The 26,197-nt window shown below is 69.6% G+C and carries 18 protein-coding genes; 8 read left to right on the top strand and 10 right to left on the bottom strand.

Annotated features, from left to right (window positions below):
* Positions 1-5: 5 nt before the first annotated feature.
* Together ABZ345_RS20160 and ABZ345_RS20155 are read left to right on the top strand one after the other, a co-directional pair.
* Positions 6-1,556, top strand: coding sequence for a histidine kinase (locus ABZ345_RS20160; protein WP_359850570.1), 1,551 nt, complete (start codon positions 6-8; stop codon positions 1,554-1,556).
* On the top strand, positions 1,553-2,221 hold the full coding sequence (locus ABZ345_RS20155) for a response regulator transcription factor (protein WP_359850567.1): 669 nt from the start codon (positions 1,553-1,555) through the stop codon (positions 2,219-2,221). The genes ABZ345_RS20160 and ABZ345_RS20155 overlap by 4 nt, the downstream gene beginning before the upstream one ends.
* Positions 2,222-2,387: 166 nt before the next feature.
* On the opposite strand, the gene ABZ345_RS20150 is transcribed toward ABZ345_RS20155, so the two are convergent.
* Positions 2,388-2,900 (bottom strand): hypothetical protein, encoded by a 513-nt coding sequence (locus ABZ345_RS20150; RefSeq protein ID WP_359850564.1) that lies wholly within the window; start codon positions 2,898-2,900, stop codon positions 2,388-2,390.
* Positions 2,901-3,123: 223 nt separating this feature from the next.
* On the opposite strand from ABZ345_RS20150, the gene ABZ345_RS20145 reads away from it, so the two are divergent.
* The 3 genes from ABZ345_RS20145 to ABZ345_RS20135 all read left to right on the top strand — a co-directional run bounded on the left by ABZ345_RS20145 (position 3,124) and on the right by ABZ345_RS20135 (position 5,709).
* Positions 3,124-3,759 (top strand): response regulator transcription factor, encoded by a 636-nt coding sequence (locus ABZ345_RS20145; protein WP_359850561.1) that lies wholly within the window; start codon positions 3,124-3,126, stop codon positions 3,757-3,759.
* Positions 3,756-4,847: a histidine kinase gene (locus tag ABZ345_RS20140; protein ID WP_359850558.1), complete on the top strand. Its 1,092-nt coding sequence runs from the start codon at positions 3,756-3,758 to the stop codon at positions 4,845-4,847. Before ABZ345_RS20145 ends, ABZ345_RS20140 begins: the two co-directional genes overlap by 4 nt.
* Before the next feature lie 124 nt (positions 4,848-4,971).
* Positions 4,972-5,709, top strand: coding sequence for a sporulation protein (locus ABZ345_RS20135; RefSeq protein WP_359850555.1), 738 nt, complete (start codon positions 4,972-4,974; stop codon positions 5,707-5,709).
* Between the two features lie 40 nt (positions 5,710-5,749).
* Here the strand turns inward: ABZ345_RS20135 and ABZ345_RS20130 are convergent, their stop codons facing one another.
* The 4 genes from ABZ345_RS20130 to ABZ345_RS20115 all read right to left on the bottom strand — a co-directional run bounded on the left by ABZ345_RS20130 (position 5,750) and on the right by ABZ345_RS20115 (position 14,555).
* A complete protein-coding gene (locus tag ABZ345_RS20130; RefSeq protein WP_359850552.1) occupies positions 5,750-9,490 on the bottom strand; it encodes a glycoside hydrolase family 2 TIM barrel-domain containing protein in 3,741 nt (1,246 codons plus the stop codon).
* A 23-nt stretch (positions 9,491-9,513) separates the two neighbouring features.
* Positions 9,514-11,928, bottom strand: coding sequence for a non-reducing end alpha-L-arabinofuranosidase family hydrolase (locus tag ABZ345_RS20125; RefSeq protein WP_359850549.1), 2,415 nt, complete (start codon positions 11,926-11,928; stop codon positions 9,514-9,516).
* 48 nt (positions 11,929-11,976) lie between these two features.
* Positions 11,977-13,374, bottom strand: a complete 1,398-nt coding sequence (locus ABZ345_RS20120; RefSeq protein ID WP_359850801.1) for an arabinofuranosidase catalytic domain-containing protein — start codon at positions 13,372-13,374, stop codon at positions 11,977-11,979.
* 440 nt (positions 13,375-13,814) lie between these two features.
* Entirely contained in the window at positions 13,815-14,555 is a 741-nt protein-coding gene (locus ABZ345_RS20115; protein ID WP_359850547.1) for an FCD domain-containing protein, read from the bottom strand.
* Positions 14,556-14,805: 250 nt separating this feature from the next.
* On the opposite strand from ABZ345_RS20115, the gene ABZ345_RS20110 reads away from it, so the two are divergent.
* Complete coding sequence (locus tag ABZ345_RS20110; protein ID WP_359850544.1) at positions 14,806-16,248, top strand: RICIN domain-containing protein; 1,443 nt, start codon at positions 14,806-14,808, stop codon at positions 16,246-16,248.
* A 5-nt stretch (positions 16,249-16,253) separates the two neighbouring features.
* On the opposite strand, the gene ABZ345_RS20105 is transcribed toward ABZ345_RS20110, so the two are convergent.
* From ABZ345_RS20105 to ABZ345_RS20095, 3 genes are all read right to left on the bottom strand, one after another.
* Positions 16,254-17,468, bottom strand: coding sequence for an MFS transporter (locus ABZ345_RS20105; RefSeq protein WP_359850541.1), 1,215 nt, complete (start codon positions 17,466-17,468; stop codon positions 16,254-16,256).
* A gap of 159 nt (positions 17,469-17,627) precedes the next feature.
* Positions 17,628-18,521, bottom strand: coding sequence for a cellulose binding domain-containing protein (locus ABZ345_RS20100; RefSeq protein WP_359850538.1), 894 nt, complete (start codon positions 18,519-18,521; stop codon positions 17,628-17,630).
* Between the two features lie 187 nt (positions 18,522-18,708).
* Positions 18,709-19,725, bottom strand: a complete 1,017-nt coding sequence (locus ABZ345_RS20095) for a LacI family DNA-binding transcriptional regulator (RefSeq protein WP_359850798.1) — start codon at positions 19,723-19,725, stop codon at positions 18,709-18,711.
* A gap of 275 nt (positions 19,726-20,000) precedes the next feature.
* On the opposite strand from ABZ345_RS20095, the gene ABZ345_RS20090 reads away from it, so the two are divergent.
* A complete protein-coding gene (locus tag ABZ345_RS20090; protein WP_359850535.1) occupies positions 20,001-20,663 on the top strand; it encodes a lytic polysaccharide monooxygenase in 663 nt (220 codons plus the stop codon).
* Positions 20,664-20,975: 312 nt separating this feature from the next.
* Positions 20,976-21,668 (top strand): hypothetical protein, encoded by a 693-nt coding sequence (locus ABZ345_RS20085; RefSeq protein ID WP_359850532.1) that lies wholly within the window; start codon positions 20,976-20,978, stop codon positions 21,666-21,668.
* A 413-nt stretch (positions 21,669-22,081) separates the two neighbouring features.
* Here ABZ345_RS20085 and ABZ345_RS20080 read toward each other — a convergent pair whose 3' ends face one another.
* Entirely contained in the window at positions 22,082-23,050 is a 969-nt protein-coding gene (locus tag ABZ345_RS20080; RefSeq protein ID WP_359850529.1) for an acetylxylan esterase, read from the bottom strand.
* Positions 23,051-23,240: 190 nt separating this feature from the next.
* Positions 23,241-26,066, bottom strand: coding sequence for a glycoside hydrolase family 3 C-terminal domain-containing protein (locus tag ABZ345_RS20075; RefSeq protein WP_359850526.1), 2,826 nt, complete (start codon positions 26,064-26,066; stop codon positions 23,241-23,243).
* Between the last annotated feature and the right edge of the window lie 131 nt (positions 26,067-26,197).

Genomic DNA, 26,197 nt, shown 5'->3' with positions numbered 1-26,197 from the left:
AGGCTATGAGCGCAACTCGCGTTTCGGCGCCGCGGCTCTCCCCACGGGTCGTGGCGCTGAGCCGTGAGGTGATGCTGCTGGCGTTCATCGGCGCGGTCACCTTCACGGCGACCCGGTACGTGATCGTGGACTGGGGACCCGCACCGTGCGACGACCCGGTGGTCGGCCTGGTGATCGCGGGTGCCTCGATGGTGCCCGCCCTGCTCCGGCATCGCCTGCCCGGGGTGGCGGTGCTGACCGCGGCGGCGTTGTTCGGCTGGTACCCGGCGGCCGGCATCGCACTGGCGGTGGCGGCCTACAGCGTGGCGGCGCGGGTCCGGAACGAGCGGTGGCGGACCACCGTGCTGGTCGTGGCGGCCCTGCTGCCGGTCGTGATCGGGCTGGTCGGGTCGGGGTACCAGTGGAAGGCCGTGCTCGTCGACTTCGGCGTCTCGGTGCTCGTCTGCGTGGCCGGTCCGGTCGTGGTGCAGGCCCTTCTCGTGCAACGCGAACAGCTGATCAGCGCCCTGCACGAGCAGACCCGTTACGCCGGGTCGACCGCGCGGCTGCAGGAACGGACCCGCATCGCGCAGGAGATGCACGATCTGCTCGGCCACCGGCTCAGCCTCATCTCCCTGTACGCGGGGAGTCTCGAGCTCGACACGACGACGCCGCGCCACATCAGCGACCCCGCGCGGCTCATCAGGGGAACCGTGCGCACCGCGATGGACGAGCTGCGGGCGACCCTCGGCATTCTCCGCCAGCCCGAACCCGCCAGCACGCAGCCCGCGGACCACACCGGCACCAGGGCGGACGTGTTCCAGCTGGTGCGGCAGGCCCAGGCGGGAGGCGTCCACGTCAGGCTGGAGTGGACGGGCGACGACCTGACCGGCGTCGCCAGCCCGGTCCGGCAGGCGGTGCACCGGATCGTGCGCGAAGGACTCACCAACGTCTGCCGTCACGCCCAGGGCGCGCACGGGGAAGTCGTGGTGGAGCACGGCAGCGACTGCGTCCGCGTCGGCGTGTTCGACGACGGCGGGACGGCGGCCCCGGCGCCGGGCACGGGTCTCGGGCTCGCGGGCGTGCAGGAACGGGTTCGGTTGCTCGGCGGCAGCTTCGAGGCCGGCCCCCGGCAGGGACGCGGGTTCCGCGTCACCGCAACGCTTCCGCTCACCGCGACCAGCCCGATCCCGGTCGCCTCCGACGGCCCCGCCCGCCCCGACGACCAGCTCGCGCGCGCGGGCATGTCCGCGGTTCTGGCGACCGGGCTGATCGGCGCGGTGGCGATTCTCGTCGTCACCTTCAACACCGTGATGTTCGACTTCCAGAACGTCCAGGCACAGCTGCCGTTCGAGACTCTCGCGCTCGGCAGCACCCGCGACCAGGTCACCGACACGGCCGGGCCGGACAGTCCGCTCGCCCGCCTGGCGGCCCGCGGGGTCGAACCGGCGCGACCCGCGAACGCGCAATGTTCTTACAGCTACTACCAGGAGGGCGAATGGACCATGATCGAACGCTACTGCTTCCACCGGGACCTGCTCGTCCAGAAGACCCGCTTCGAACTGCCGAAGTCGTGACCGCGCAACCGATCCGGGTGATGCTGGTCGATGACGAACAACTGCTGCGCGAGGGAGTCCGGCTGGTGCTGAGACACGCCGCCGACATCGAGGTGGTCGCGGAGGCGGGTGACGGCGAGGAGGCGGTGGAACGTGCCTGCGCGGTGCCGGTCGACGTGGCGCTCGTGGACATCCGCATGCCCGGCACCGACGGCCTGACCGCCGCCGAGCAGCTGGCCGTGCGAGCGCCCGCGGTCAAGGTCGTGATGCTCACGACGTTCGGCGAGCAGGAGTACATCACGCGGGCGCTGCGTGCCGGGGCCGCCGGGTTCATCCTCAAGGACAGCGGGCCGCAGGAGCTCATCCACGCGGTGCGGGCGGCGGCTCACGGGGGTGCGATCCTCTCGCCGCGCATCACCAAGGACCTCATCGCGACGCACCTGACGGCTGCCGACAGCAGGGCCGTGAAGGCGCAGCGGCTGGTGGGGACGTTGAACGAACGCGAGCGCGAGGTGCTCGTGATGGTCGGTGCCGGCGCGTCCAACGCGGAGACGGCGCGGCTGCTCTACATGGGGGAGGGGACGGTCAAGACCTATGTGAGCCGCATCCTCGCGAAACTGGGCTGTGCCAACAGGACCCAGGCCGCGATCGTCGCGCACGACGCGGGACTGCTGCCGGACACCTGAGTTTTCCTGGTTGTCGAACGGAGAAGGCCTCCGGGCCGCTGCCGGGCATCGGGCTTTCTCCTGGCCGTGACGCGGGGAAGGAGCCCGGGACCGCCGCGGCCCAGGCTCCTTCTCCGTCCTCACGATCGGGTTCGCTCCCGGTAGACCACGAGCCCGATCGCCCCCGTCAGGCGGCGCACTTGCGCGCCGCCGCGGCAGCCTGGTTGTTGCGGCCGGCCGCCTGGTCCGCGGCCTTCTTGGCCTTCGCGGCCCGGTTCGCCAGCGCGGTCGCCTGCTGCTTCGCCTTGGCCGCTGCCGCAGCGGCCTGGTCGGACGCCTGCTTGGCCTGGTTCGCCTTGGTCACGTCGGCTGCCTGTTTGGTCTGCTGTGCCTTCTTCGCGGCCGCGTCGGCGGTCTGCTTGGCCGTGTTCGCCTTCTGCTGGGCCTTCTGCGCGGCCTGCTGGGCGCGCTTGGCCGTGTTCGCCGCCAGCTTGGCTGCTCGCTGCGCCCGGCCGGCCTGGTTCTTCGCGTTGGTCGCGGCCTGGTTCGCTGCCTGCTTCTGCTGCGCGGTGCAGTTGGCGGCGGCGGTGGTACTTGTGGTGGGGCTCGCGGCGCTTGTGCCGGTGAGTCCGACGCTGACCGCGGCGGCCAGGACTGCCACCATCACGCCACGCTTCACCACCTGCTTCTGGTTCGGCATCTTGGTTTTCCTCTCGTGTTCGACGCTTCCGACGGGGGAGTACGGGGGTTCGCTGCCTGGCCGTTCAGCGCGCGGAGGACAGCGGACCGATCGGAGCGGGTGCCGAGACGACCGGCCTTCGAACTAGAGACGATCGGCAACTTGCGGCCGGCGCCACCGGTTACTGTCCGAAGTAGACGCGCCGCCGTCGACCGGCCGGCGCGAGGGGCTTATCGTCTGCGGTGTGATCAGGGTTGTCGTGGTGGACGACGAGGCGTTGGTGCGGTCGGGGTTCGAGCTGATCCTGCGCGCGGCCGGGGACATCGACGTGGTGGCGACCGCGGCCGGTGGGCAGGCGGTGCGGGAGGTCGGGACGCATCGGCCGGACGTGGTGCTGCTCGACATCCGGATGCCCGACGTCGACGGCCTCACGGTGCTGCGCACGCTGATGGCGATGGCGCAGCCGCCGGTCGTGGCGATGCTGACCACGTTCGACTCCGACGAGTACATCGCCGAGGCGCTGCGGTCGGGTGCGGCCGGGTTCATCCTCAAGGACACCGAGCCGACGCAGCTGGCGCAGCTCGTCCGCACGCTCGCGAGCGGGGGAGTGGTGCTGTCGCCGAAGGTCTCCCAGACCGTGGTCGACGGGTACCTGGGCCGCGGCACAGGGCCCGACGCCTCGGCGGTGGCCACGCTGTCCGTGCGGGAGCGCGAGGTGCTCGTGCTGGTCGCGGAAGGCCTGTCGAACGCCGAGATCGGCGCGCGGATGCACCTGAGCGTGGGCACGATCAAGGACCACGTCAGCGCGATCCTGACCAAGCTCAGCGTCGGCAGCCGCGTTCAGGCGGCCTTGCTGGCGCAGCGGGCGGGGTTGCTGTGAACGGGGCGCGGTCCTTCGACGCCGCCCTGGTGCTGGCGGCGGGCCTCGACGTGTGGCTGACGGCCGACGGCGACCAGCCGGTCGCCACGGTGCTCGCGTGCGTCGCGGTGCTGGCGCTGGTCGTGCGGCGCCGGTTTCCGCGACTGGTGTTCGTGCTGACGTTGCCGGCCCTGTTCGTGTCGTACTCCGGCATCTCGTCCCTGATCGCGCTCTACACCGTCGCCCGCTACGAGCCCGATCGCCGCAAGCTGGCGGGCTTCGCGCTCGTGGTGGTGGCCGGCAACACTTTTCCCGACCCGTACGAGATGTTCGTCGCCGCCGATCACAAGACGATCCTGCTGAACGTCCTGTATGGCTCGATGACGGCGCTCGCACCGGCGTTCCTGGGCCAGCTCGTCCAGGCCCGGCACGACCTCTCCCTGCGGCTGCGGGAGATCAACGAGGCGCGCGAGCACGAACGGCTGCTGATCGCCGAGCAGACCCTGGCCAAGGAACGCGCGCAGCTCGCCCGCGAGATGCACGACGTGGTGTCGCACCAGGTGAGCCTGATCGCGGTGCGCGCGGGGGCGTGGCAGGTCAGCACGCCCGACCCGGCGTCCCGCGAGGCCGCGACGACCATCCGCCAGCTCAGCGTCGACACCCTCGACGAGCTGCGGCACATGGTCACGTTGCTGCGCGCGTCCGGCACACTCGCGACCGAGCTCATGCCGCAGCCGACCCTGCTCGACCTGGACCGGTTGCTGGCCACCAGCGGCATCGACGTCCGGCTAGACGGGGAGGTGCCGACCGAAGCCGTGCCGGTGGTGCAGCGCGCGGTCTACCGCACTGTCCAAGAAGGACTGACGAACGTGCGCAAGCACGCCCCGGGAGCCGCCGCGACGGTGCGGATCGACCGGGTGGGAGCCGAACTGACCGTGACGATCACGAACGGCAGGCCGACGCGGCCGACGGTTCCGCTGCCCAGCGCGCAGCACGGACTGGTGGGGCTGCGGGAGAGGGCCGAGCTGCTCGGCGGTGCGGTGGAGACGGGGCCGACGCCGGAGGGCGGGTTCCGGGTGCGGCTGCGGGTGCCGTTCGACCGCGTCTGACCAGCCACCTGGCGGGGCGTGTTCCGGCCGGGTGGCAGGCTGTTCCGGCCGCCGGGCCGATGTGGTGACCCGGCGCTGTCTGTGACGCTCGATGCCGCCCATCCCAGACGGCAGGAGTCAGCTCATGTTCAGCCGGATGCTCAACGCTCTCGGCGTCGGCGGCCCGTCGGCCGATACCGTGCTGGACTCACCGCGCACCGTGCCCGGCCAGGTGATCACGGGCCAAGCGCACCTGCAGGGTGGCAGGTCCGAGGCGGTGATCAGCCAGGTCGTGCTGTCGCTCGTCACGAGCGTCGAGGCCGAGCACGGCGATCGCGAGTTGCACCGGGTCGTCGCACGCCGGGCAATACGGGTGTTGCCGGGCGAGGTGGTGTCGATCCCGTTCCAGCTCGCGGTGCCGTGGGAGACACCGATCACCGCTGTCGGCGGCCTGTGGCTGCCCGGCGTGTCCGTGGGGGTGCGGACCGAGGTCTTCGTGGCGGGCGTCTCGGTCCACGACGACCTCGACGTCGTGCAGGTGGAGCCGGCGCCGGGGCAGCGGAAGGTGCTGGAGGCCTTCGGGCAGCTGGGTTTCCGGTTGCGCGGGTCGGGGGTCGACGCCGGCCGGTTGCCGGGGGTGCGGCACGAACCGGGGTACTACCAGGAGATCGAGCTCGTCGCGCCTGCCCGGTACGCGGACCGGATCGGCGAGGTCGAGCTGACGTTCGTCGCCGGAGAGCACGAGCTGCACGTGATCCTCGAGGCCGATGGCCGCGGTGGCGGGCCTTTGGGGCTCTTCCACGCGACCCACCAGGCCGTGCTGACCCTCGACTGGCCCGCGCTCATCGGCGCGTGGCTGGAGGAGGTCGCCTCCGAAGGGTGAGCTTTCCCCGACCACGCCAGGGAAAGCTCACCTCATCGGCTCAGAGCCGCTGGAGCGCGAACCGCTGGTTCAGCCCGCTTCCCGCGGTCCACTGCGAGATCCGGGCGCCGTCCGCGGTCGAGGCGCTGAACACGTCCATGGCCAGACCGCTCTGCCGGTTGACGAAGCTGACCACGCCCAGGCCCTGGTCGACCACCTGCCACTGCTGGGCGGGCGAGCCGGTGTCGGCCTGCTGGGTGATGTCGGCGCCGGTGCTCGAGCTCGCGACCTGGAGCACGAGACCGCTGTGCCGCGCCCGGATGCGGTAGTAGCCGCCACCGGAGTCGACGAAGTCGAACACCTGGTTCAGCCCGCCCGTGGCGGCCCACTGGATCACGGTGGCGCCCGCCGCGGTGGACGCGCCGTTGATGTCGACCAGCTTGTTGCTGTGCTGGGCGACGAGGTGGTAGTCCACCCCCGGCTGCACCCCGGTACCGCCGCCGCCCGCGGTGCCGACCGGAACGCGGGACAGCGCCAGCGCCTGGCCGAGGTCGGGCAGCGGCTTCAACCGGTACGTGTAGGTGTAGTCCCGGTTGGGGAAGATCTTGTAGGTGTCGAGGGGTTGCGCGCCCCAGCTGTCGTTGCCGCCGACGCCCGTCTGCCGCAGGTTCAGCCGCAGCACCACGTCCTGCCGCCGGGTCAGCTGGTAGTCGTGGCGGACGCCCTTCGAGAGGTCCTCGGGGGTGAAGTACGACGCGTTGACCTCCAGCGGCTGGTCGCCGTACGCGAGCAGGCCGCGGCCGCTGCCGTTGACCAGGGCGACCCAGCGGACGTCGGTCTTGTTGCCGTTCTCCTGCGGCCGCAGGTAGCCGGTCCACTGCTCGGCCACGGTCGAGGAGTACACGCCCACGTCGGAGCCGGTCTTGCGGTCCCACTGGTTCTCGTGCGGGCCCCGGCCGTAGTAGCGCAGCCGGGAGAGCTCACCCGGCAGGAACAGCATCGTGCCGACCTCGGGGATGTAGGGCAGGGACGACGACCCGGGGTGCAGGGTGTTGTCGACCTTGATCTCGCCGTTGCCGTAGATGGTGTACGTCATCGTGAACGTCGAGACGGTGCTGGTCGGCAGGGTGCCGCTGATGGTCACCCGCACCGCGCGGTCGGACGGCCGTTCGAGCGCCACGCGGCTCACCGTGCGGTTCGCGCCGGCGTTGCGCCACGTCCCGTTGCGGTTCGGGTGGCCGTTGCCGTTGTCGTTGTCCGTCGGCGCTCGCCAGAAGTTCGGTGTGGGACCGGAACTCAGCAGCCGCATGCCCATCGCCTCGTAGGAGGTGATCACGCCGTTGGACTTCGCGATGGCGACGGTGAAGTCCTGTCCGGTGACGGTGATGCGGTCGCCGGTCTCGGTGGCGGTCAGCACCGGCACGGACGTGACCGGTGTCGGCACGATCGCCGGGCTGTTGAGGTTGACGGGCAGTTGTTGCTTGGCCACCTCGAAACCGGCGCCCGCCCACGGCGTCGCCGTCCGCAGCTTGAACGACAGCTGCAGGAAGTGTTCCTCGCCCGGCGCCGGGTTGGCCGGACGCTGGACCGGCAGCTGCACCGTCTTGGTGGACAGCGGCGCGATGTCGGCCTGCTCCGCGGTGAGCTGTCCACTTTGGACCACCGTGCCGTCGGCGACCAGCGCCCAGTCGGCGACGAACTCGCCGACGTTGCTGAAGAGGTACTCGTTGGTGATCCGGACGGTGTCGAAGGAACTGCCGGCGGCCACGTTGATCGCCTGGTAGACCTGCTTGACCTCGACGGCCTTGCCGCTGATCCGCCGGTTGGTGGTGACGATGCCGTCGCCGCTGAAGGCACCGTCGTTCGGGTTGTCGCCCCAGTCGCCGCCGTAGGCCTGGTACGTGGCGCCGTTCGAGGCCTTCCAGGTCAGTGCCTGGTCGACGAAGTCCCAGATCCAGCCGCCCTGCAGGATCGGGTTGGCACGGATGATGTCCCAGTACTCCTTGAGGTTGCCGGTCGAGTTGCCCATGCTGTGGGTGTACTCGATCATCACGTACGGCCGGGTGTCGGAGGTGTTCCGCGCCCGGTTCTGCACTCCGGCGGGGCTTTCGTACATCGCGGACCGGATGTCGCTGACCTGGGGGCGGTTGTCGCCCTCGTACTGGATGATCCGGGTCGGGTCGGCCGCGCGGATCCAGTCGCGCATCGTGACGAAGTTGCTGCCGCCACCGGCCTCGTTGCCGAGCGACCACATGATCACCGACGGGTGGTTCTTGTCGCGGTGCACCATCTGCGCTGCCCGGTCGAGCACGTTGGAGGTCCAGTCCGCCTTCGAGTCCGGGTAGTTGTCGCGGATGCCGTGGGTCTCGAGGTTGGTCTCGTCCAGGACGTACAGGCCGTACTCGTCGGCGAGGTCGTACCACACCGCGTTGTTCGGGTAGTGCGACGTGCGGACCGAGTTGATGTTGATCTGCTTCATCACCGTGATGTCGCGGACCATGTCCTCACGGGTCAGCGCCGCGCCGTGGTCCGGATGCATCTCGTGCCTGTTGGTGCCGCGCAACGACACGGGCTGGCCGTTGATCCGCATGAGCCCGTTCTTGATGGCGAACTCGCGGAAGCCGACCCTGGCCGACACGGTCTGGATCACCGTGCCCGCCGGGTCCTTGAGCGAGAGCACCGCGGTGTAGAGGTTCGGGTGCTCGGCGGACCAGAGCCTCGGCCCCTGCACCGCCTTCGAGCCGCGCCCGGTCGCCTCCTGGCCAGGCGAGGGGGAGTTCACCGCCGTGCGCAACGGTTCCGGCCACACGGGCTGCTGGTTCTGGTCGTACAGCTGGGTTTCGACCGTGAACGTGCCCGGCTGCTGCCCGCCGCTGTTGCGCACGGCCACCGCGACGCCGAGGTCTGCGTTGGTGTAGTTGTCCCGCAACGGCGTGGTGATCGTGAAGTCGCGCAGGTGCACGGGCGGCAGCGAGTAGAGGAAGACCGGCCGGAAGATCCCGGACAGCCGGATCATGTCCTGGTCCTCCAGCCAGTCGCCGTCCGGGTACCGGAAGACCTCGACCGCGATCAGGTTCGACCCGGTGCGCACCTGGTCGGTGATGTCGAACTCCGAGGGCGTGTAGGAGCCCTCGCGGTAACCGACCTTCGTGCCGTTGACCCACAGGTAGAACCCGGACTTGACGCCCTCGAAGTGGATGTGGATCCGCCGCCCCTGCCAGGTGGGCGGAAGCGTGAACGTCCTGCGGTACTGGCCGACCGGGTTGACGCGTTGCGGCGCGAACGGGGGCTGCGCGTTCTCGTTCTGCCCGTTGCCGCCCCACCACGGGTAGGTGACGTTGACGTAGATCGGGTTGTCGTAGCCGTGCAGCTGCCAGTTGGCGGGCACCGGCAGGTTCGCCCAGCCGCTGTCGTTGACGTCGGTCCGCCAGAAGTTCAGGTCGCGGTCCGCGGGTTTGGTGACGTGCTTGAACTTCCACGTCCCGGTCAGGTCGAGCCGGAACGGTGAGTTCGAGCGGTCCGCCGCCAGCGCCTGCTGGAGATCGGCGTAGGGCATGAACGTGGCGTGCGCGGGCTGGGCGTTGACCTGGAAGATCCCGATGTTGTTGTTCCACTCGGGGTAGCCGTTGGGCGGGTCGGGCCATGCCGCGGCCGTCACGTCCCCGCTCGCCTGTGCCGCGGAGGCTTCGGCAGTGCGGGCCAGCGCGGGTGCGGCGAGAGCCGCCAGGCCGGTGCCGAGGATGGTGCGGCGCCGGATCCTGTGCTGGTGGTCCGGTGAACGCTCGTCTGGTGCGTTGGACAACGTCGTCTCCTAGCGTTCGCCAGTCAGCAGGAAGAGTTGGTTTGCGTGAGCAGGCCCAGCCGCCACGGCAGGCTGTTGTAGTCGCCACCGGAGTTGGGATCGCGTCCCTGGTACAGGTAGCGCATGTTGCAGGGGCTGATGCTCAGCGTCTGGTCACGGCCGGACCGGATCATCTCGCCGTGACTGATGTCCCGCGTCCACGATCCGGCGGGGAACGTGACGTTGGCGGCGCCCGCGAGCGGTGAGCTCTCGGTGTCGGCCAGCGCCGTCCACGGGCCGGAGATGCTGCTCGACGTCCAGGACCGGAAGTACCGGCCCTGCGCCCCGATCGCCTCGACGATCAGCACGTACTGGTTCGCACCGTCCACTTTGTACACGTTGGACGCCTCGAACAGCGCGTACTTGTCGGAGTCCTGCGCGGCGATGACCGGGTCGCTCATGCCGTTCGGGAAGCTCCCGACCGCGGTCTGCGACCGGTAGAGGTGACCGTTGTCGTCGGAGGAGAACAGGTGGCAGTTCACCGCGTCGCAGATGACCCACATGTCGACCCAGTAGCCGCTGCCGATGTTGTCCCTGATGATCTTCGGCATGTCCTGGTAGAAGTGCTTCGGCGCGGTCCAGCCCGCCGGGTTGTTGATGTCGGGGTTGGTCGAGTAGGCGGCGTTGCCGTCCTGGTAGACCAGGTACCACAGGTTCTGCGGCGCGAAGTAGAACACCTCGGGTGCCGCCCGGTAGCCGGCGCCGATCCCCGACCTGTCGAGGTAGAAGTGCGGTGCCGCGCTCGCCTGCGCCCAGTCCGTGAAGCTCAGGTAGACCATGTTGTACCCGGCCGCGTTCGCCACGCTGGCGAAAACGTGCCACTTCCCGTCGTGGTACACCACGGTCGGGTCCTTGATGCCCGCGATGTTGTGCGTCGAGTCGGACTTCGGCGCGATCAGCTGCTGGCTCGAGCTCCACGAGTACCGCGACGGCAGCGGACCGGGTCCGGGGCCGGGGCCCGGGTCGTTCAGGCCGGTCCACTGCTGGTTGGTGCCGCCGTTGCAGGACCAGATGATCACCTTGGTGCCGTTGGCGGTTCCCCGGCCGTTGACGTCGAGGCACAGTCCTGATTGGACGTTCGTGAGCGTGCCGTTGCTGCCGACGTTCCACTTCTGGTTGTTGCCGCCGTTGCAGTTCGCGATGACCGAGTTCGCGCCGTTGCCCGTGCCGGAGGTGTCCAGGCACCGCTTGGAGTCGCCGGTGTAGACCGAGATCTCACCGGACGCGGCGCGCGTCCACTGCTGGTTCGTCCCGGTGTGGCAGTCCCAGATCTGCAGCTGGGTGCCCGCGGAGGTCGACGAGTTCGGCACGTCCAGGCACTTGTTGGCGGAAACGGAGCGCAACGTGCCATTGCCGCCACCACCGCCGCCGCCGTTCAGCGCGTCGAGCACTGCGGTGTACGCCTGCTTCTTGTTGTAGTTGCCGTCGAACAGCAACGGGGTGTCGCCTGCCCGCCACGAGTACTTGTCCGTGATGCCCCACGGGGTGATCCCGGTGCAGCGCGTCACGGCCATACAGGCCTGCGTCACCGCGCGGTACGTCGCGGCTTGGGCGGAACCGGAGCCGCCGACGTCGAGCTCCGTGATCTGCACGTCGACGCCGAGGTCGGCGAAGCGTTGCAGGTTCGCCTGGTAGCTGCTCAGGTTCGCGCCCTGGCCGAGGTGGCTCTGGAAGCCGACGCAGTCGATCGGCACGCCGCGGGTTTTGAAGTCGCGCACCATGTTGTAGATGCCGGTGCTCTTCGCGTTGATGCCGTCGGTGTTGTAGTCGTTGTAACAGAGTTTGGCGGCCGGATCGGCGGCGCGGGCGGTGCGGAACGCGTCCTCCATGTAGCCGTCGCCGAGCCGCTGCTGCACGAACCATTGACGGCGGCTGCCGTTCTCCTCGAACGCCTCGTTCACCACGTCCCAGGCGTAGATCTGGCCCTTCCAGTGACCGGCCACCTGGGTGATGTGGTTCGAGATCGCCGCGCGCAGGTCGTTGCCGTTCAGGCCGTTCACCCAGCCGGGAATCTGCTGGTACCAGACGAAGGTGTGGCCGCGGACCGACATGCCGCGGCTGCGCGCCTGGCTCACGATCTGGTCCGCCGGGCCGAAGTTGAACTGGTTGCGGCCGGGCTCGACGGTGTCCCATTTCATCTCGTTTTCAGGTGTGACGCTGTTGAACTCCGTGCCCCACGTGTTCACGTACGCCGAGTCGCCGAGATGGCTCTGGGAGATCGCGGCGCCGAAGTAGCGGCCGCTCTGCGCCGCCGCGGCACCGAGCGTGCTCGCCGCGGCGGCCGCGGGCGTGGAGGCGACCGCCAGCGTCGCTGTCAGGGTGGCTGTGGTGAGTCCGGCGGCGGTCAGAGCGGCGAGCGCCGATCTGCCACGCCGTCGCAGGGATGGACTGGTGGACATCGAACCCCTCGTTTTCGTCGTTGAAAAAGGGCTTCAGGGCAGGGCAGGCTAGCCGAGCGCCCATTGCTGGTTGCTGCCGCTGTTGCAGGTCCAGAGCTCGACCAGGGCGCCCTCCGCGGTGGACGCGCCGGTCACGTCCAGGCACAGTCCTGATTGGACGCCGGTGATCGTGCCGTTCGGGTTGAGCTGCCACTGCTGGTTCGCCTGGCCGTTGCAGCTCCAGGTGATCACCTTGGTGCCCGCCGTGGTGCCCGCGCCGTTGGCGTCCAGGCACAGGGTGGCGCCGCCGACGGTGACGGTCAGCCGGTTCTCCGCCGTGCGGGTCCAGTTCTGGTTGGCCTGGCCGGTGCAGGAACGGATCTGCAGCTGGACGCCGGAGCTCGCGCCGTCGAGGCACTTGCCCGCGCCGCTCGCGTGCAGCGGTCCGCTGCCGGTGCTGGCCCCGATGGTGTAGCCGGCGGCGGTGATGTTGGCCTGCACCGCGTCCTCGGTGGCGTTGGACGGGTAGCCGGCGGTCATCACGCCCTCGTAGAAGGTGCCCGCGGAACCGATGCTGTTGTCGCCGCCGGTGCCGAGGATGATCGCGCCTTCCTTGCGCATCGGGTTGTACCCGTTGACGTTCGGGCGCTTGCCGTCGTAGTAGGTGGACAGGCCGCCGGTCTGCGCGTTGCCCGCGCGGATGGCCCAGTGGTTCGGCTCGCCCTTGATGATCGCGGTCAGGAACCGGTGGTTCACCGACGGGTCGTTGGCGTTGTAGCCGGCGTTGACACCGGAGAACAGCCCGTTCTCGAGGTCCGCCATCACCCACGGGCCGTTGCCCGTGCCGTAGCCCCAGACCTTGATGTTGCCGAAGTAGATGGCTTCCATCGTGCCGTTGCCGTTGTCCCGGCTGTTGCGCTCGGCGTTGCCGTAGTCGAAGCAGCAACCGCCGTTGTAATGCGTGCCGTTGAAGATCGCGTACATACCCTCCGGCTGGTCACCGGTCGCCGTGCCGGTGGCGTTGTTGTTGCGGTAGCCCGTTCCCGGAGCCACGAAGACGCCGTACGCCTTGTGCCCGCCGACCGTGATCGGTGCCGCGGTCGCGTTCGCCAGGTTGTCGTAGCCGCCGGGTGCCGGGCCGGGGAATCCGCCCGGCGGTGCCTGGGTGAGATGGTTGTGCCTGGGGGACTGGTCGTAGATGACCGTGATGAGGCAGGTCGTGTTGGCGCAGAACGAATCTTGTGCCGCGGCGTCGGCCACTCCGCCGGCCTCCAGCACGCCGATGTCCCGCGTCGTGTTGTCCGACGAACGACGTACCTGGTAGAGCGCACCGGCGTAGGAGCCGTACAACGCGCGGGTCGTGCTGTGCGCGGCCACGCAGGGCGTGTTTCCGGCGGCGTAGATGTCGCACGGGCCCTGCGCGGCGGCTTGCGACGTGCCCGCCGTGGCGCCCGCGGCCAGTGTCATCGTCGCGCCCACACCGACGAGCAGTCTGACGAGCCGTGTTGATCCGGATGACATCGAGGAACTCCTTTGTTCGCAGGGAGATCGCCACTCAAGTCCACAATGGACTACGAGGGTGATCGAGCGCAGAGCTCGATGCCGCGCCGAACGTCGTGCGTTCGGAGCGGTGTCAGGTCGTCACGATGTCGCGCGGGCGGACAGGGCACGCGACAGGAGGCGGCCTAGAGGAGGTCGTGTCTTCGCCGGTGCGGGTCCGGTCGTCCGATCTCGGTGTGCGGCAGCCGCCCGGACGCGGCCGGCAAGGGCGCGCTCACGGCGTCAGGGGCATGCGTGCGGTGGCGGACATGCGTCCCTCCCTCGATGCTTCAGTGCATCGGTTCAGTGCGATACATCACACCAAACACCGGGAAGTTTGTAGCACACATCCGGAAGACGGGTCCAGGTCAGCCGAAGACGCGGCGCTGGATCTCCCGGCGGTAGTCGTCGAGGGTCCGGTCCACGTGCGCGGCGGCAGCCGCGGCGGCCGCGTCCTCGTCGCCGTCGCGGATCGCCCGGTAGATCGCGGCGTGCTCCTCCACCGCCTCCGCGGTGTGGCTGCCGACCGCTCCCCGCAGCCCGATGATGTTGGACTGGCGTTGCAGGCGGCGGGCTTCGCGCACCGCCGCGACGAGGAACTGGTTGTGCGAGGCGGCGGCGACGGCCAGGTGGAACTCGTCGTCGCCGCGGTCGAACAGCGCCGCCTGGCCCGTCGTGTGCCCTTCCCGGCACAGCTCGGCGGCGTCGGCGATGGCGCGCAGCTCAGCGGGGGTGGCGCGGGTCGCGGCATGCCGTGCCGCCGCGCTCTCCTGGACCCGGCGGAACTCGAAGAGCATGTAGACGTGGTCGAGGTCGGTGGGCAGGAAGAAGCCGCCCCACCTGGACGAACCCAGCATGCCCTCGTCGTCGGCCACGTAGAGCCCGCGGCCCTTGTGCGCGCGGACGCGGCCGAGTGCCGAGAGGATCTTCACGGCCTCCCGCACCACGGTGCGGCTGGTCCCCATCCGGCCGGCCAGCTCGTTCTCGGTCGGCATGCGGTCGCCGGGGCGGAGCTCGAGCTCCGCGATGAGCTGCAGGATCCGCTCGGCGACCCGCTCGTAGCCCGGCCGGTAGGGGGCGGGTGACACGTGCACGGCTTCGGCATCCACCGAGACGGCTCCTTCATGAGTACGACTTTGTCGTTCGTCGAACCAGAATACATGCGCGTCGAACGAGCAGGACAGGCCATCGAATGAGGTGTCGAACCTGGCCAGCGGACTGATCAAGCAGCAGACCTGGGCAGCAAATAAGCATGCTCATCTTCTTGACGCCCTCTTCGGCTGGCTGCTCTGATGTACCGCCGGGTACAGCCCGCACATGACCGATCGCGATGAGTGACGCACTGTAGTGGAGCAGCCGATGAGTCGTCGATGGAAAGCGCTTCCCACGTTGCGGCTGCTGGCCTCGGTGGTGCTGGCCGCCGGCCTGGTGACCGGCGTCTCGAGCCCGGCGCTGGCCTCCACGAACCAGTTCCGCGGGGTGAACTGGGCCGACCAGAGGGACAACTTCGTCAACGGCGTGCTGTACCCCTCCGGCCTCAGTGCATCGGACACCTACTCCTCGGCGGCGGTCGTCGCGGACCGGGTGATCGGCCGGCTGTACTCGATCACCGGCGCCAACACGGTGCGCGTCCCGATCAACGAGCCGACCGTGGCGAACTACTGGGGCACCTACACCGGCGCGCTCGACGCCGCGCTCACCAAGGGCAACGTGATCTTCGCGTACTGGGCGCACACCGGCGGCCGGCCGCCGAACACGACGGCGTTCGACCAGATGTGGGACAAGGTGATCGCGAAGTACGGCGGCAACCCGAACGCCTACTTCGAGGTCATCAACGAGCCGCACGGCTACAGCACGGGCGACCTCAACACCATGTACAACGGCTGGCTCGCCAGGTACTCGAGCGTCCCGCGCGGCAGGGTGGTCCTCGACGGCGCCGGTCTCGCCCAGAACGTCGCCGCGGTCGGCAGCGACAGCAGGCTGAACGGCACGTTGCTCGCGGTGCACGACTACTCGTTCTTCGCGGGCTACGAGAGCGAAACCGAGTGGGGCAACCACATCGCGAGCTACATCGGCGGCTACGCGAGCCGCACCATCGCCACCGAGTGGGGTGGCGCGATGGGGCCGGGCACCAAGAACGGCGTGTACTTCGACCCGATCGACTACAGCATCCCCAGCGGGTCGTACATGGCCGACTACATCCGGGGTGTCAGCGCGAAGCTCCGCGAGCTCGGGATGGGCAGCGTGTACTGGCCCGGCCTGCGCGACGGCGACTGGTACAGCATGACGACCAGGACCGGCAGCGGCCAGAACATCGAGCTGTCGCTGACGAACCCGTCGGGACTGCAGCAGCTGCGGTACTCCTGGGGCGTGGGCGAGGCCGGCAGCACCACGGTCGAGATCCGCAACATCGGCACCGGCTGGTACGTCGACGGCCTCGGACGCACCACCGACTCCGCCGCGGGCCAGGGCACCGGCGGCACCAGCGCGAGCCAGCGCTGGACCGTCGAGAACGCGGGCTCGTACGTCCGGCTGAAGAACACGGTCACCGGCCTGTACCTCGACGGCGCCGGTCGCTCGTCCAACGGCGCCGAGGTGAGCCAGCGCGCGGGCAGCACCGCGACGAGCCAGCAGTGGACGGTGGTCACGGGCAAGAGCCGGGGCAACGACGTGCGCCTGCGCAACCGCGCCACCGGCCTCTACCTGGACGGCATGGGCCGCACGTCGGCCTCCGCCTCGCTCGGGCAGTGGAGCGACAGCAACAGCACGAACCAGCAGTGGCGGATCGTCGCGGCGGGCTGACCTCGTCACGAGATCATTTCCGGCCTTTCGGCGAACGCTCCGGAGCGTGCGAGGGCGGCGAGGACGCAGGCTCCCGCCAGCGGAAGCAGTGCGAGCACGACCCAGGCGACGCGTCCGTGCTCGAGCAGGGCGCCGCTGACCGTGCTGCCGACCAGCACGGCCGCACCGCCCGCGGACGCCAGCACACCGAAGTAGGTGCCGAGCCTGCGTTCGCCCGCCAGCGCGGGAACGAGTTCTTTCGCCTGCGGCACAGCGAGCATCTCGCCGAAGATGAGCAGCACCACGAAGGCGACCGCTCCGGTGACACCGGGCGGCCGCACCGCGACCACGGCGAACGCGAGTCCGATGAGGACGAACCCGCCGACGAGGGCGCCGGCCCTGCCGAGCACCCTGCGGCCGAGGGCGGACACGGGCAGCTGGAAGAAGATGATCAGCGTGGACGCGAGCGCGAACAGCAACCCGAGCGTCCTCGGGTCCGCACCTGCGCGGTTCAGCTCGACCGGCAGCGCCAGGTAGAGCTGGTTGTAGGACACCAGGTAGGCCGAGTAGCCGGCGGCGAACAGCAGGAAGACCTTGTTGCGCACCACTTCGCGCCAGCCGTCCAGCACCGGTTCGGCGCGATGCTCGCCCGGCAGCCGGGGCAGCAACCGCGCGTGCAGGATCCCGATCGCGGTGAAGACGGCCGCGCCCACGAGGCAGGCGGCGCGGAACTGACCGGCCAGCACGACTCCGAGCAGCGGTCCGGTGACCGCGCCGATCTCGCCGCACACCGCGAAGACCGAGAACACGCCGGCCCGCCGGTCCGGCTGCGTCTCGCGGGCCAGCGACGCCTCCACGGCCGGGGCGAACAACGCTCCGGCCACCCCCACGAGCACGACGCCCGCCAGCACGCCCGGCAGTGACGAGGCGAACGCGAGCACGGCGAACCCGGCGACCCGCACGGCACAGCCGGCGAGGATCGAGGGTTTCGGCCCGTACCGGTCGGTGAGCGTGCCGCCGAGGACGAACAGGCCCTGCTGGCTGAACGTCCGCAACCCCAGCACCAGGCCGATCACCCAGCCCGCGAGCCCCAGGTCACCGGCGAGGTGACCGGCCAGGTACGGGACGACCAGGTAGAAGCCGACGTTGAACAGCAACTGGCTGCCGACGAGCAACTGCGCCACCGGGCTGAGCGAGCCCAGCCGACCCAGCGCGCGCCCGCGTTCGAGTACCGCCCCCACACCGAACTCCGCTCATCTCTCATGGACCGCCGAGCGGCAACGTCAGGTGGGAATCAACCCTAACCAATTCCCGCTGGAAAGACGGAGAGATGTTTCGGAGTTGCCCGGGAGAGATGGAGCACATATTGCGCGATGGCTATTGCTGAATATGTCGGCTGCTCAGACGCGTGTGCAGGAGAATCCGTTGAGGCTGAACGCGCCCGGGGTCGAATTGTTGCCGCCGCCGCTGCCGGTGAATCCCATCAGCACGGACTCCCCGCGGGCGATCGCCTGGTTGTACGGCATGGCGGTCGCGGCGACCTCCGCACCGGACTGCTTCGACGTCGCGTTCCACATCTCCGACACCGTCTGCCCGTTGGGGAACTTCCACTGCAACGTCCACCCGGTGACATCGGTCGTGCCGGTGTTGCGAATGGTGACGTCGGTGCGGAATCCGCCTGGCCACGTGTTCGTGACGCGGTATTCGACGGAACACCCCGTCACCGGCTTCGGCGCGGGCGGGGTGGTGTTGCTCGGGGGCGGGGTGGTCGGTGCGGAGGTGGCCGACGGCACGCAGGGCGGCCCCCAGCGGCCGAGCTTCTTGGCCGACGCCTTCTCCTCGGCTGCCTTCATCGTGGCGTCGTCGGCCGCGTCGTTGCGCACCATGCCGAGTTCGACGGCGAGCACCGCGTAGTCCGTGCCGTCGGCCAGCCGCAGCGAACCTTCCGGCGTCGGCTCGACCGGTTTCTCGAGCAGCATGGTCCGTGCGAACGTGCCGGCCGCGTCCGCCCAGCACGCGTCGGGCGTGGCGAGCCCCCGGACCTTGAGCTCCTCACCGTCGGAGAGCCGCACGGTCCGCACGTCGAGGACCTGCTGGACGGTCACGCCCGACGCGGCCCTGGGAGGTTCGATGATCGCCGGGATGTACGGGGGCGTCGTCGTTGTCGAGGAGGAGGGTGGGGACGCCTGGTGGTTGCCGCCTCCGCACGCACTGGCCGTGCTGGTCGCCAGAACGGCGGCGACCAGCACCCATCTGAGAGGTCTTGTGCGCACAGTGCCCAGCAGTCGTCTCAATGTTCCCCCTGCGCCCGTGCGCCGTCGGCGATCGAACCAACCTGAGTTCGGCCGAACGGCCTGACTTCGTCCCGGCAGGCTACGGCGAGTACGCCGAACGCGGAAGAACTTTCGTGTAATTCGTTTCGCGCGTTCATTTCGACGCCATTCGATTCGAATATCGTCGAACGGCCAGGAGAAATCGTTGTCAGCGGGCAGCGGTGCTGCCTCGCTCGGTGAGTTGCGGCTGGAGCAGGCGCACCTCCGGCGGGTGTTCCTGCCCGAGCCGCGCCATCACCATCTCGACCGCGATCGCGCCCAGTTCCTGGGCGGGGACGGCCATCGAGGTGAGCGGCACGGCCAGGCTCTCCGCGAGGTCGTCGGGGCACAGCGTGATCACCGACAGGTCGGCGGGCACGTCCAGCGACCGGCGCCGCAGGTCGAGCAGCAGCTGGCCGAGGACGGCCTCGTTGTGCACGACCAGGCCCGTGACGCCGCGTTCCGGGCTCAGCACGTCGTCCAGGCACGCCGCGACCGAGTCGTAGCCGGGGGCGCACGAGTGCACCGACGCGGTCAGCTTCCGCTTGGCGGCCGCGCTCTGGAACCCGTCCAGCAACCGTGCGGCGTAACTGGTCCCGCGGTCGTACACGGAGGGATGCGAGCCGATCAACGCGATCGACCGGTGCCCGAGGTCGGCCAGGTGGTTCACCATCTGCTTGCCCGCCGCGGTGAAGTCGAGGTCGACGCAGCTCAGATCCTCGTGGTCGTCGGGCATGCCGAGCAGGACCACCGGCGCGTCGAGCGCGCGCAGTTCGGGAACGCGCGGATCCGCGCTCTCCACGTCCATCATGACGATCGCGTCCGCCATGGACCGCGCGATGACCCGGTGCGCCTCGCCGGGGCCGGCCTCCTTGGTCAGCAGCAGCACGTCGTAGTCGTAGTTGCGCGCCGTCGCCACGATCGACGAGACGAACTGCATGATGACCGGCATGTTCTGGTCGGACCGCAACGGCATCACCAGGCCGAGCACCTGCGAGCGGTTCGACGCGAGCGCCCGCGCACCGGCGTTCGGGTGGTAGCCGAGCGCGACGATGCTCTGCTCGACGCGGCGTTTGGTCTCCTCGGAGATGCTCCGTTTTCCGCTGAGCACGTACGACACGGTGCTCATCGAGACGCCGGCGTGGCGGGCGACCTCCTTGATTGTGATCATGCCCGCCTTTCGGATCGCCTCGGCTGGAGGCGATCATCGTAATCCGCGGCGGGTGGTTCTCGGCCGGGCGATCGGGGCGGACGGCCGTCGTTGTGCCGCGGTGGGCGTTCGACCGCGCTGCCAGGCTGTTCGATCGGGCCGTAGATCACCTCGTCGATCACACCCGTCGATCGCGTCGTCGATCACGCACTGTTTCGTTGAGGTTTCGGAGTGTTATCAGTAGGGTTGATTCTCCGGGAGCGCTCCCATTCCGCCGCTGTTGCTCGATCATCGGAGAATGGAGGCTCATCATGCATGTCCGCAGCACCTCCTGGTCCGCCACCAGACGGCGGGGCGTCATCGCACTGGTCATCGGCATGCTGGCCTGCTCGTTCGTCTGGGCGCCGTCCGCGTCGGCGCACGGCACGATCGTCGGCCCGCCCACCCGCGCCTACCAGTGCTGGAAAACCTGGGGCAGCCACCACATGGACCCCGTCATGCAGCAGCAGGATCCCATGTGCTGGCAGGCCTTCCAGGCCAACGCCGACACCATGTGGAACTGGATGAGCGCACTGCGGGACGGCCTTCGCGGGAACTTCCAGGGGTCCACACCGGACGGACAGCTGTGCAGCAACGGCCTGTCGCGCAACAACTCCCTGAACGTCCCCGGCAAGTGGAAGACCACCGACATCGGCGGCAACTTCTCGATGCACCTCTACGACCAGGCCAGCCACGGTGCCGACTACTTCAAGGTCTACGTCAGCAAGAACGGGTACGACCCGGCCACCCAGAGACTCGGCTGGGGCAACCTCGACTTCATCATGCAGACCGGCAGGTACGCGCCGGCCAAGGACATCACGTTCAACGTCCAGACCTCCGGTGCCTATCGGGGCAACCACATCGTGTTCACGATCTGGCAGGCGTCGCACGCGGACCAGACCTACATGTGGTGCAGCGACGTGAACTTCGGTTAGCGAACGGCCGGCCCGGCGCAGTGGCGCGCCGGGCCGGTCTTCATCGGATCACCGGCCGGCACCGAGGTGTCGGCCGTTTCGTTTCGCGGCTTGCTGAACCCGGCCTCCGACTGTGGTCGAAGCGCTTCGATTTAGCGATGGGGCGTGGTGGCGACCCATCTGACGTGGTGTTTGCTGGTACTTCGGGCACGAATGCAGTCGAACAATCTTCCTGGTTCCATTCGACGTGTTCGATGTTAGATTTGCGATGTCGAACCGCTTCGACGCCGGGCGGCGCGGATTCCGTTCAATGATGTGCGGAAAGGAACCACGATGAACAAGCTCGTGCGCGCGTTGATTCTCGCGCTGGCGGCCGTCCTCGCCGTGTCGCTGGGCACCAGTACCGCTCTCGCCGCGGCCTGGAGCTCGTCGGACAGGTGGGGCACCTGGTCGAACGGCGGCTACACGGTGCGCAACAACGTGTGGGGCAACGGCTCCGGGCCGCAGTCGATCTGGGCCAACTCCTACAGCAACTGGGGTGTCTGGTCGAACCAGCCCAACACCGGCGGGGTGAAGTCCTACCCGCACTCGGAGAAGATGGTGAACCGCCGGCTCAGCTCGCTCGGGAGCCTGTCGAGCAACTTCAACGTCTCGTACCCGAACGCCGGGTCCTACACGACCGCCTACGACATCTGGGCCAACAACAACGCCTACGAGATCATGCTGTGGATGAACAAGGTCGGCAACGTCGGCCCGATCGGCTCCTGGCAGGCGTCGGCGACGGTGGGCGGCCACAGCTGGAACGTCTACCGCGGTTCGAACGGCTCGAACGAGGTGTTCTCGTTCGTCCGCACGTCCAACACCGGCTCCGGCTCGGTCGACGTCAAAGCGGTGATGAACTGGATCCGCGGTCGTGGCTGGTTCGGTGACGTCACGGTCGGCGCCGTGCAGTTCGGCTACGAGATCACGTCGTCCAGCGGTGGGCTCAACTTCACGACCAACAGCTACTCCGTCTCGGCTGGCTGACCGCCGGGGAGTGTGAACAGGGCACCGTCCGCGCGGACGGTGCCCTGTCGGCGCGGTGATCGCCAGGAGGATGCGGCCCAGCCGGGTAGCAGGGTGGTTCCGGACGGCTGATCGGTCACGACGCTGATGCCATGACGCTGGCGGAAAGCATTGCGGAGAAACAGAAACCTGGCGTGGTCCAGCTTGTCGGAATCGAGTTGGGGCGTGGCCTCGCGGTATTCGGGAACTTCGCCGCGCACATCGGCCCGGCCCCCTCCGAGGCCGGGCGGCCGCGCTGGCGATCTGCGCGGCGTTGCGGATCTTCGGTGAACCCGCGAGGCGACCCGCTGAGGGTGAATCACCCGGCCCACGTTCCGGGTCGTACCACTAGGTCTCGGCGCACAGGGGACCGCTCGACTTCCTGCCGAACCGGGCTACCGCAAACCGCGCTCCCGCAACCACTCCAGCTGCGTGACCGCGTTCGAGCCGTGCCCGCCGCCGTGGTCGGCGAACGGCCACACGGTCATGGTCCGGTCCTCACCGCCGTAGTGGTTGAAGGCGGCGTACACAGTGGACGGTGGACAGATCGGGTCCATCAGCCCGACGCTGAACAACGCCGGCGCCGTCGCCCGCCGCGCGAAGTGGACTCCGTCGAAGTAGGACAGGGTGGCGAAGGCGGGCTCGACGCGATGCCTGCTGTGCCAGCGCAGGTACTCCGCGAGCTCCTGGTACGGGCCCTCGCCGCAGATCTCCGCCGCTCGCCGGAAGTGGCACAGGAACGGCACGTCCGGCAGCGCCGCCGCGACGCGGGTCAGCCCGGCGGCGGCGATCGTCAGCCCGCCGCCCTGGCTGCCGCCCGCGACGATCACCCGGTCGCGGTCGAGACCGGGCAGTTCGGCGACCGCGTCGACGGCGCGGACGCAGTCGGTGATGAGCCGTCGGTAGTAGTAGTTCTCGGGTGAGTCGATGCCGCGGGTCATGAAACCCTTGGCCCACTGGGGGCCGCCGCCCGCGTCCCGGTCCGGTGTGTCGTGGCCCTGGCCGCGGCTGTCGACGACGAGCTGGGCGTACCCGGCGGCGGACCACAGCAGGTGGTCGGTGGGCAGGCCGCGGCCGCCGCTGTAGCCGATGAACGTGACGACCACGGGCAACGGGCCCTCGGCGCCGCGCGGCCGCAACAGCCAGGCCGCCACCGGTTCGCCGTTCCAGCCGGGGAAGCGGACGTCGTCCACCTCGACGGTGCGCAGCAGGTGCCGTTCGGTGACCGGCTCGGCTTTCACCGCACCGCCGCGGGCGCGCGCCTCGGCGAGGGTCCGGTCCCAGAAGTCGTCGAAGTCCTGCGGTGACGGCATTTCCGGCCGGTAGTCGATGAGCTCGTCGAGAGGGGCGTCCGTCAGCGGCATCGAGGCTCCTTCTGGAGGTGCTGCGAAAAGGGGGTGGCCCGTCTCCCGCCAGGAACGGGCCACCGGTCTCGGGATGGTGAGGTGGTGGCCCGCCATCGCCGGAAGGCGGGCCACCGGTCTCGGCCAGGCGACACAGGCCTGGCGAGCAGGGTGGTGGCCCGCCGCCGCCGAGGTGGGCGGGCCACCGGTCTCAGCCGGCTGAGAAGCGGAAGGCCGCCAGCCGGAACGTGCCGTGCAGGACCACCCGCAGGTCGTGGACCCCTTCCGCCGGCACCGCGAGCGCGGCCGAGGCGGTTGTCCAGTCGTAACGGCCGCCGGTGACCGGCACCGGGATCTCCGCCAGCAGGCCCGAGTCCGTCCAGAACTCCAGCCGCTCGCCCGGATCGTCCGAGGCGATCTCGGCCTCGACCCGCACGGCGCCGGACAGGTCGGCGGACCGGAACAGCAGCGTCGCGGACTCGGGTCCGGCCGCGGTGACGGCGTCACCGGTGACGCGGGTGGCGTCGACGATGGTCGCGGCCGAGTAGTCGTCGAAGTCGACGGCCAGGACGCGGTGGCCGACGCAGGCACGCGGTGACGGTGCCGGGCCGGCCACCGTGAGCGGGGCGGTGAGCACGACGTTCTCGGCAGAGCGCGCGACGAGCACCTCGTAGTCGCCGGGATCGACGGTGAAGGCGCCGGTCGCCACGTCCCAGTGGGAGAGCACGTCGGCGGGCAGCCGGAAGGTCAGCACCCGGCTCTCCCCGGCGGTGAGCCCGACCTTGCGGAAGTCGGCCAGCCGCAGGCGCGGGGCCTCGTAGCGGGCGTCGAGTGCGCGGACGTAGAGCTGGACCACCTCGCTGCCAGGACGCAGGCCTGTGTTCGTCAGCGTCACCGAGACGTCCACCGAGCTGCCCTGCGTGACGGTGGCGGAGGAGAGGACCAGGTCGCGGTGGGCGAAACCGGTGTAGGAGAGGCCGTGGCCGAACGGGTACAGCGGCGGCGTGCGGTGGTACTGGTAGGTCCACCCGGCCTTGATGACGTCGTAGTCGAGCGGGTGCGGCAGCTCGTCTCCGCCGCGGTACCAGGTCTGCGGCAGCCGCCCGGACGGTTCGGCCTCGCCGAGCAGCACCGCGGCCAGCGCGCGGCCTGTCTCCTGCCCGCCGTGGGAGGTCCACACCACGGCGGGCAGGTGCTCGTTCGCCCAGTCCAGGGCATAGGGGTAGCTGCTCATCACGACCAGTGCGGTCTCGCGGCGCACTCCGGCGACCGCGCGCAGCAGGGAGTCCTGGGCGGCCGGGAGTTCGATGCCCGAGCGGTCCTCGGTCTCGCGACCGTGGATGAGCGGGTGGTTGCCGAGGACGACCACCGCGACGTCCGCGGACGAGGCGGCGGCCAGCGCCTCCGCGGTGCCGTCGCGCAGCAGCTCGCGTTCCCAGCGCTCGGCGGCCTCCGGGGTCTCGGCGGTGACGCTCACCCGGCCGTCGACGGGATCGACGACGGCGTACCGGCCTGTGAGGACGTTCTGGAACAACACCGAGTCGTCCACCGGCACCAGGCGGAACGTCTCGCAGACGTCCCAGCTCTTGATCTGCTCCTGGTCGGCGGCGAGTGAGCCGTCGTCGCGCTTGAGGCTCAGGTAGCGCCCGGTCTCGACGGACCGGAACGTCAGCACCCCGTCGCCCCAGTCGACGACGTCGAACACGGTCTTGCCGAGCAGCTCGCCGTTGGTCCGCGAGCGCAACGCCATCCGGTCGGCGCCGTCGGCGACGATCACCTCGCCGTCGCCGAGCACCGCCTCGAGGCCCTCGGCGACCGTGACCTGGTACGGCAGCGTGCCGCTGTACCAGTCCTCGCACAACGTGTCGGCGAGCGGGCCGATGACCGCGGTCCGCCGCGTGCGGGTCGCGTCGAGCGGCAACAGGCCGGTGTTGCGCAGCAGCACCACCGACTCGGTCGCGGCCTGCAGCGCGAGGGCGCGGTGCTCGGCGCAGTCGATGACCTCGGGGCCGATGCCGGCGTACGGGTCGAGGTCCGGGTCGAACTCGCCGAGGCGGAAGCGGATCTCCAGCTGGCGCCGCACCGCGCGGTCCACGTCGGCCTCGTCGATCAGGCCGCGGTTCAGCGCCTCGCGGAGCCTGCCGAACGGGGTCGCGCTGTCCTCGCCGTGGTCGGTGAAGCTGTCGATGCCCGCCTTGAGCGCGGCGGCGTGCGACTCGGCGTGGTCGTCGAAGTAGTGCTCCGGATCGACCAGGTTGGACGGTGCCTCGGCGTCGCTCACCACGAACAGCTCGTGCCCGGTCGGCTCGGCCCAGCGGCGCAGTTCCGTCTCGATGAGCGGGGTGACGTGGCACGGACGGCCGTTGACCAGGTTGTACGCGGCCATGGCGCCGGTGGCGGCACCGGAGGCGACCACGGGGCGGAAGGCCGCGAGGTCGTACTCCTGCAGCACGCGCGGGCGCAGCGACGAGGAGGTGACGCAGCGGTCGTCCTCGTTGTTGTAGGCCAGGAAGTGCTTGAGCACGGGTGCCGAGCGCAGGAACCGGTGGTGGTCGCCGGTCAGCCCGCGGCAGAACGCCACGCCGAGACGCGCCGTGTGCACCGGGTCCTCGGAGTAGCCCTCCTCGTTGCGGCCCCAGCGCGGGTCGCGCAGCAGGTTCAGCACCGGCGCCCACGCCTGCAGGCTGTTGGTGCCCGACCCGATGGCGGGCGGGCGGTGGTAGTGGAACGCCCGCTGCTCGACCGAGGTGGCCTCGGCGACCCGGCGCACCAGCTCCTCGTCCCAGGTGGCACCCAGCCCCACGGCCTGCGGGAAGACCGTGGCGAGGCCCAGCCACGCGACACCGTGCAGCGTCTCGCTGCCGGTGCGGAACGCGGCGATCCCCAGGCGCGGCACGGCCGGTGAGTACTGGTGCAGCATCGCGATCCGCTCGTCGAGCGTGAGCCGCCCGAGCAGGTCGTCGATGCGCTTGCGCGTCGACAGCGCGGAGTCGCGGAAAGGCAGCCTCTCGGCCGCGGACACGGACGCGGTAACCACGTGGAAACCCCTCGGATCGGAGCTAGCAGCGAAGCGTTTCGACGGTGGCACGCTTGGGTTTCTGCTGTCAACGGTCTTGTTTCCTGCGACGTGCGTCACTAACCTCCCCGACATCTGTTTAAGCGCTTCGA

It is taken from the genome of Lentzea sp. NPDC005914 (assembly GCF_040629405.1).
Taxonomy (GTDB): Bacteria; Actinomycetota; Actinomycetes; order Mycobacteriales; family Pseudonocardiaceae; genus Lentzea.
This window is presented reverse-complemented; position numbering and strand designations above follow the sequence as displayed.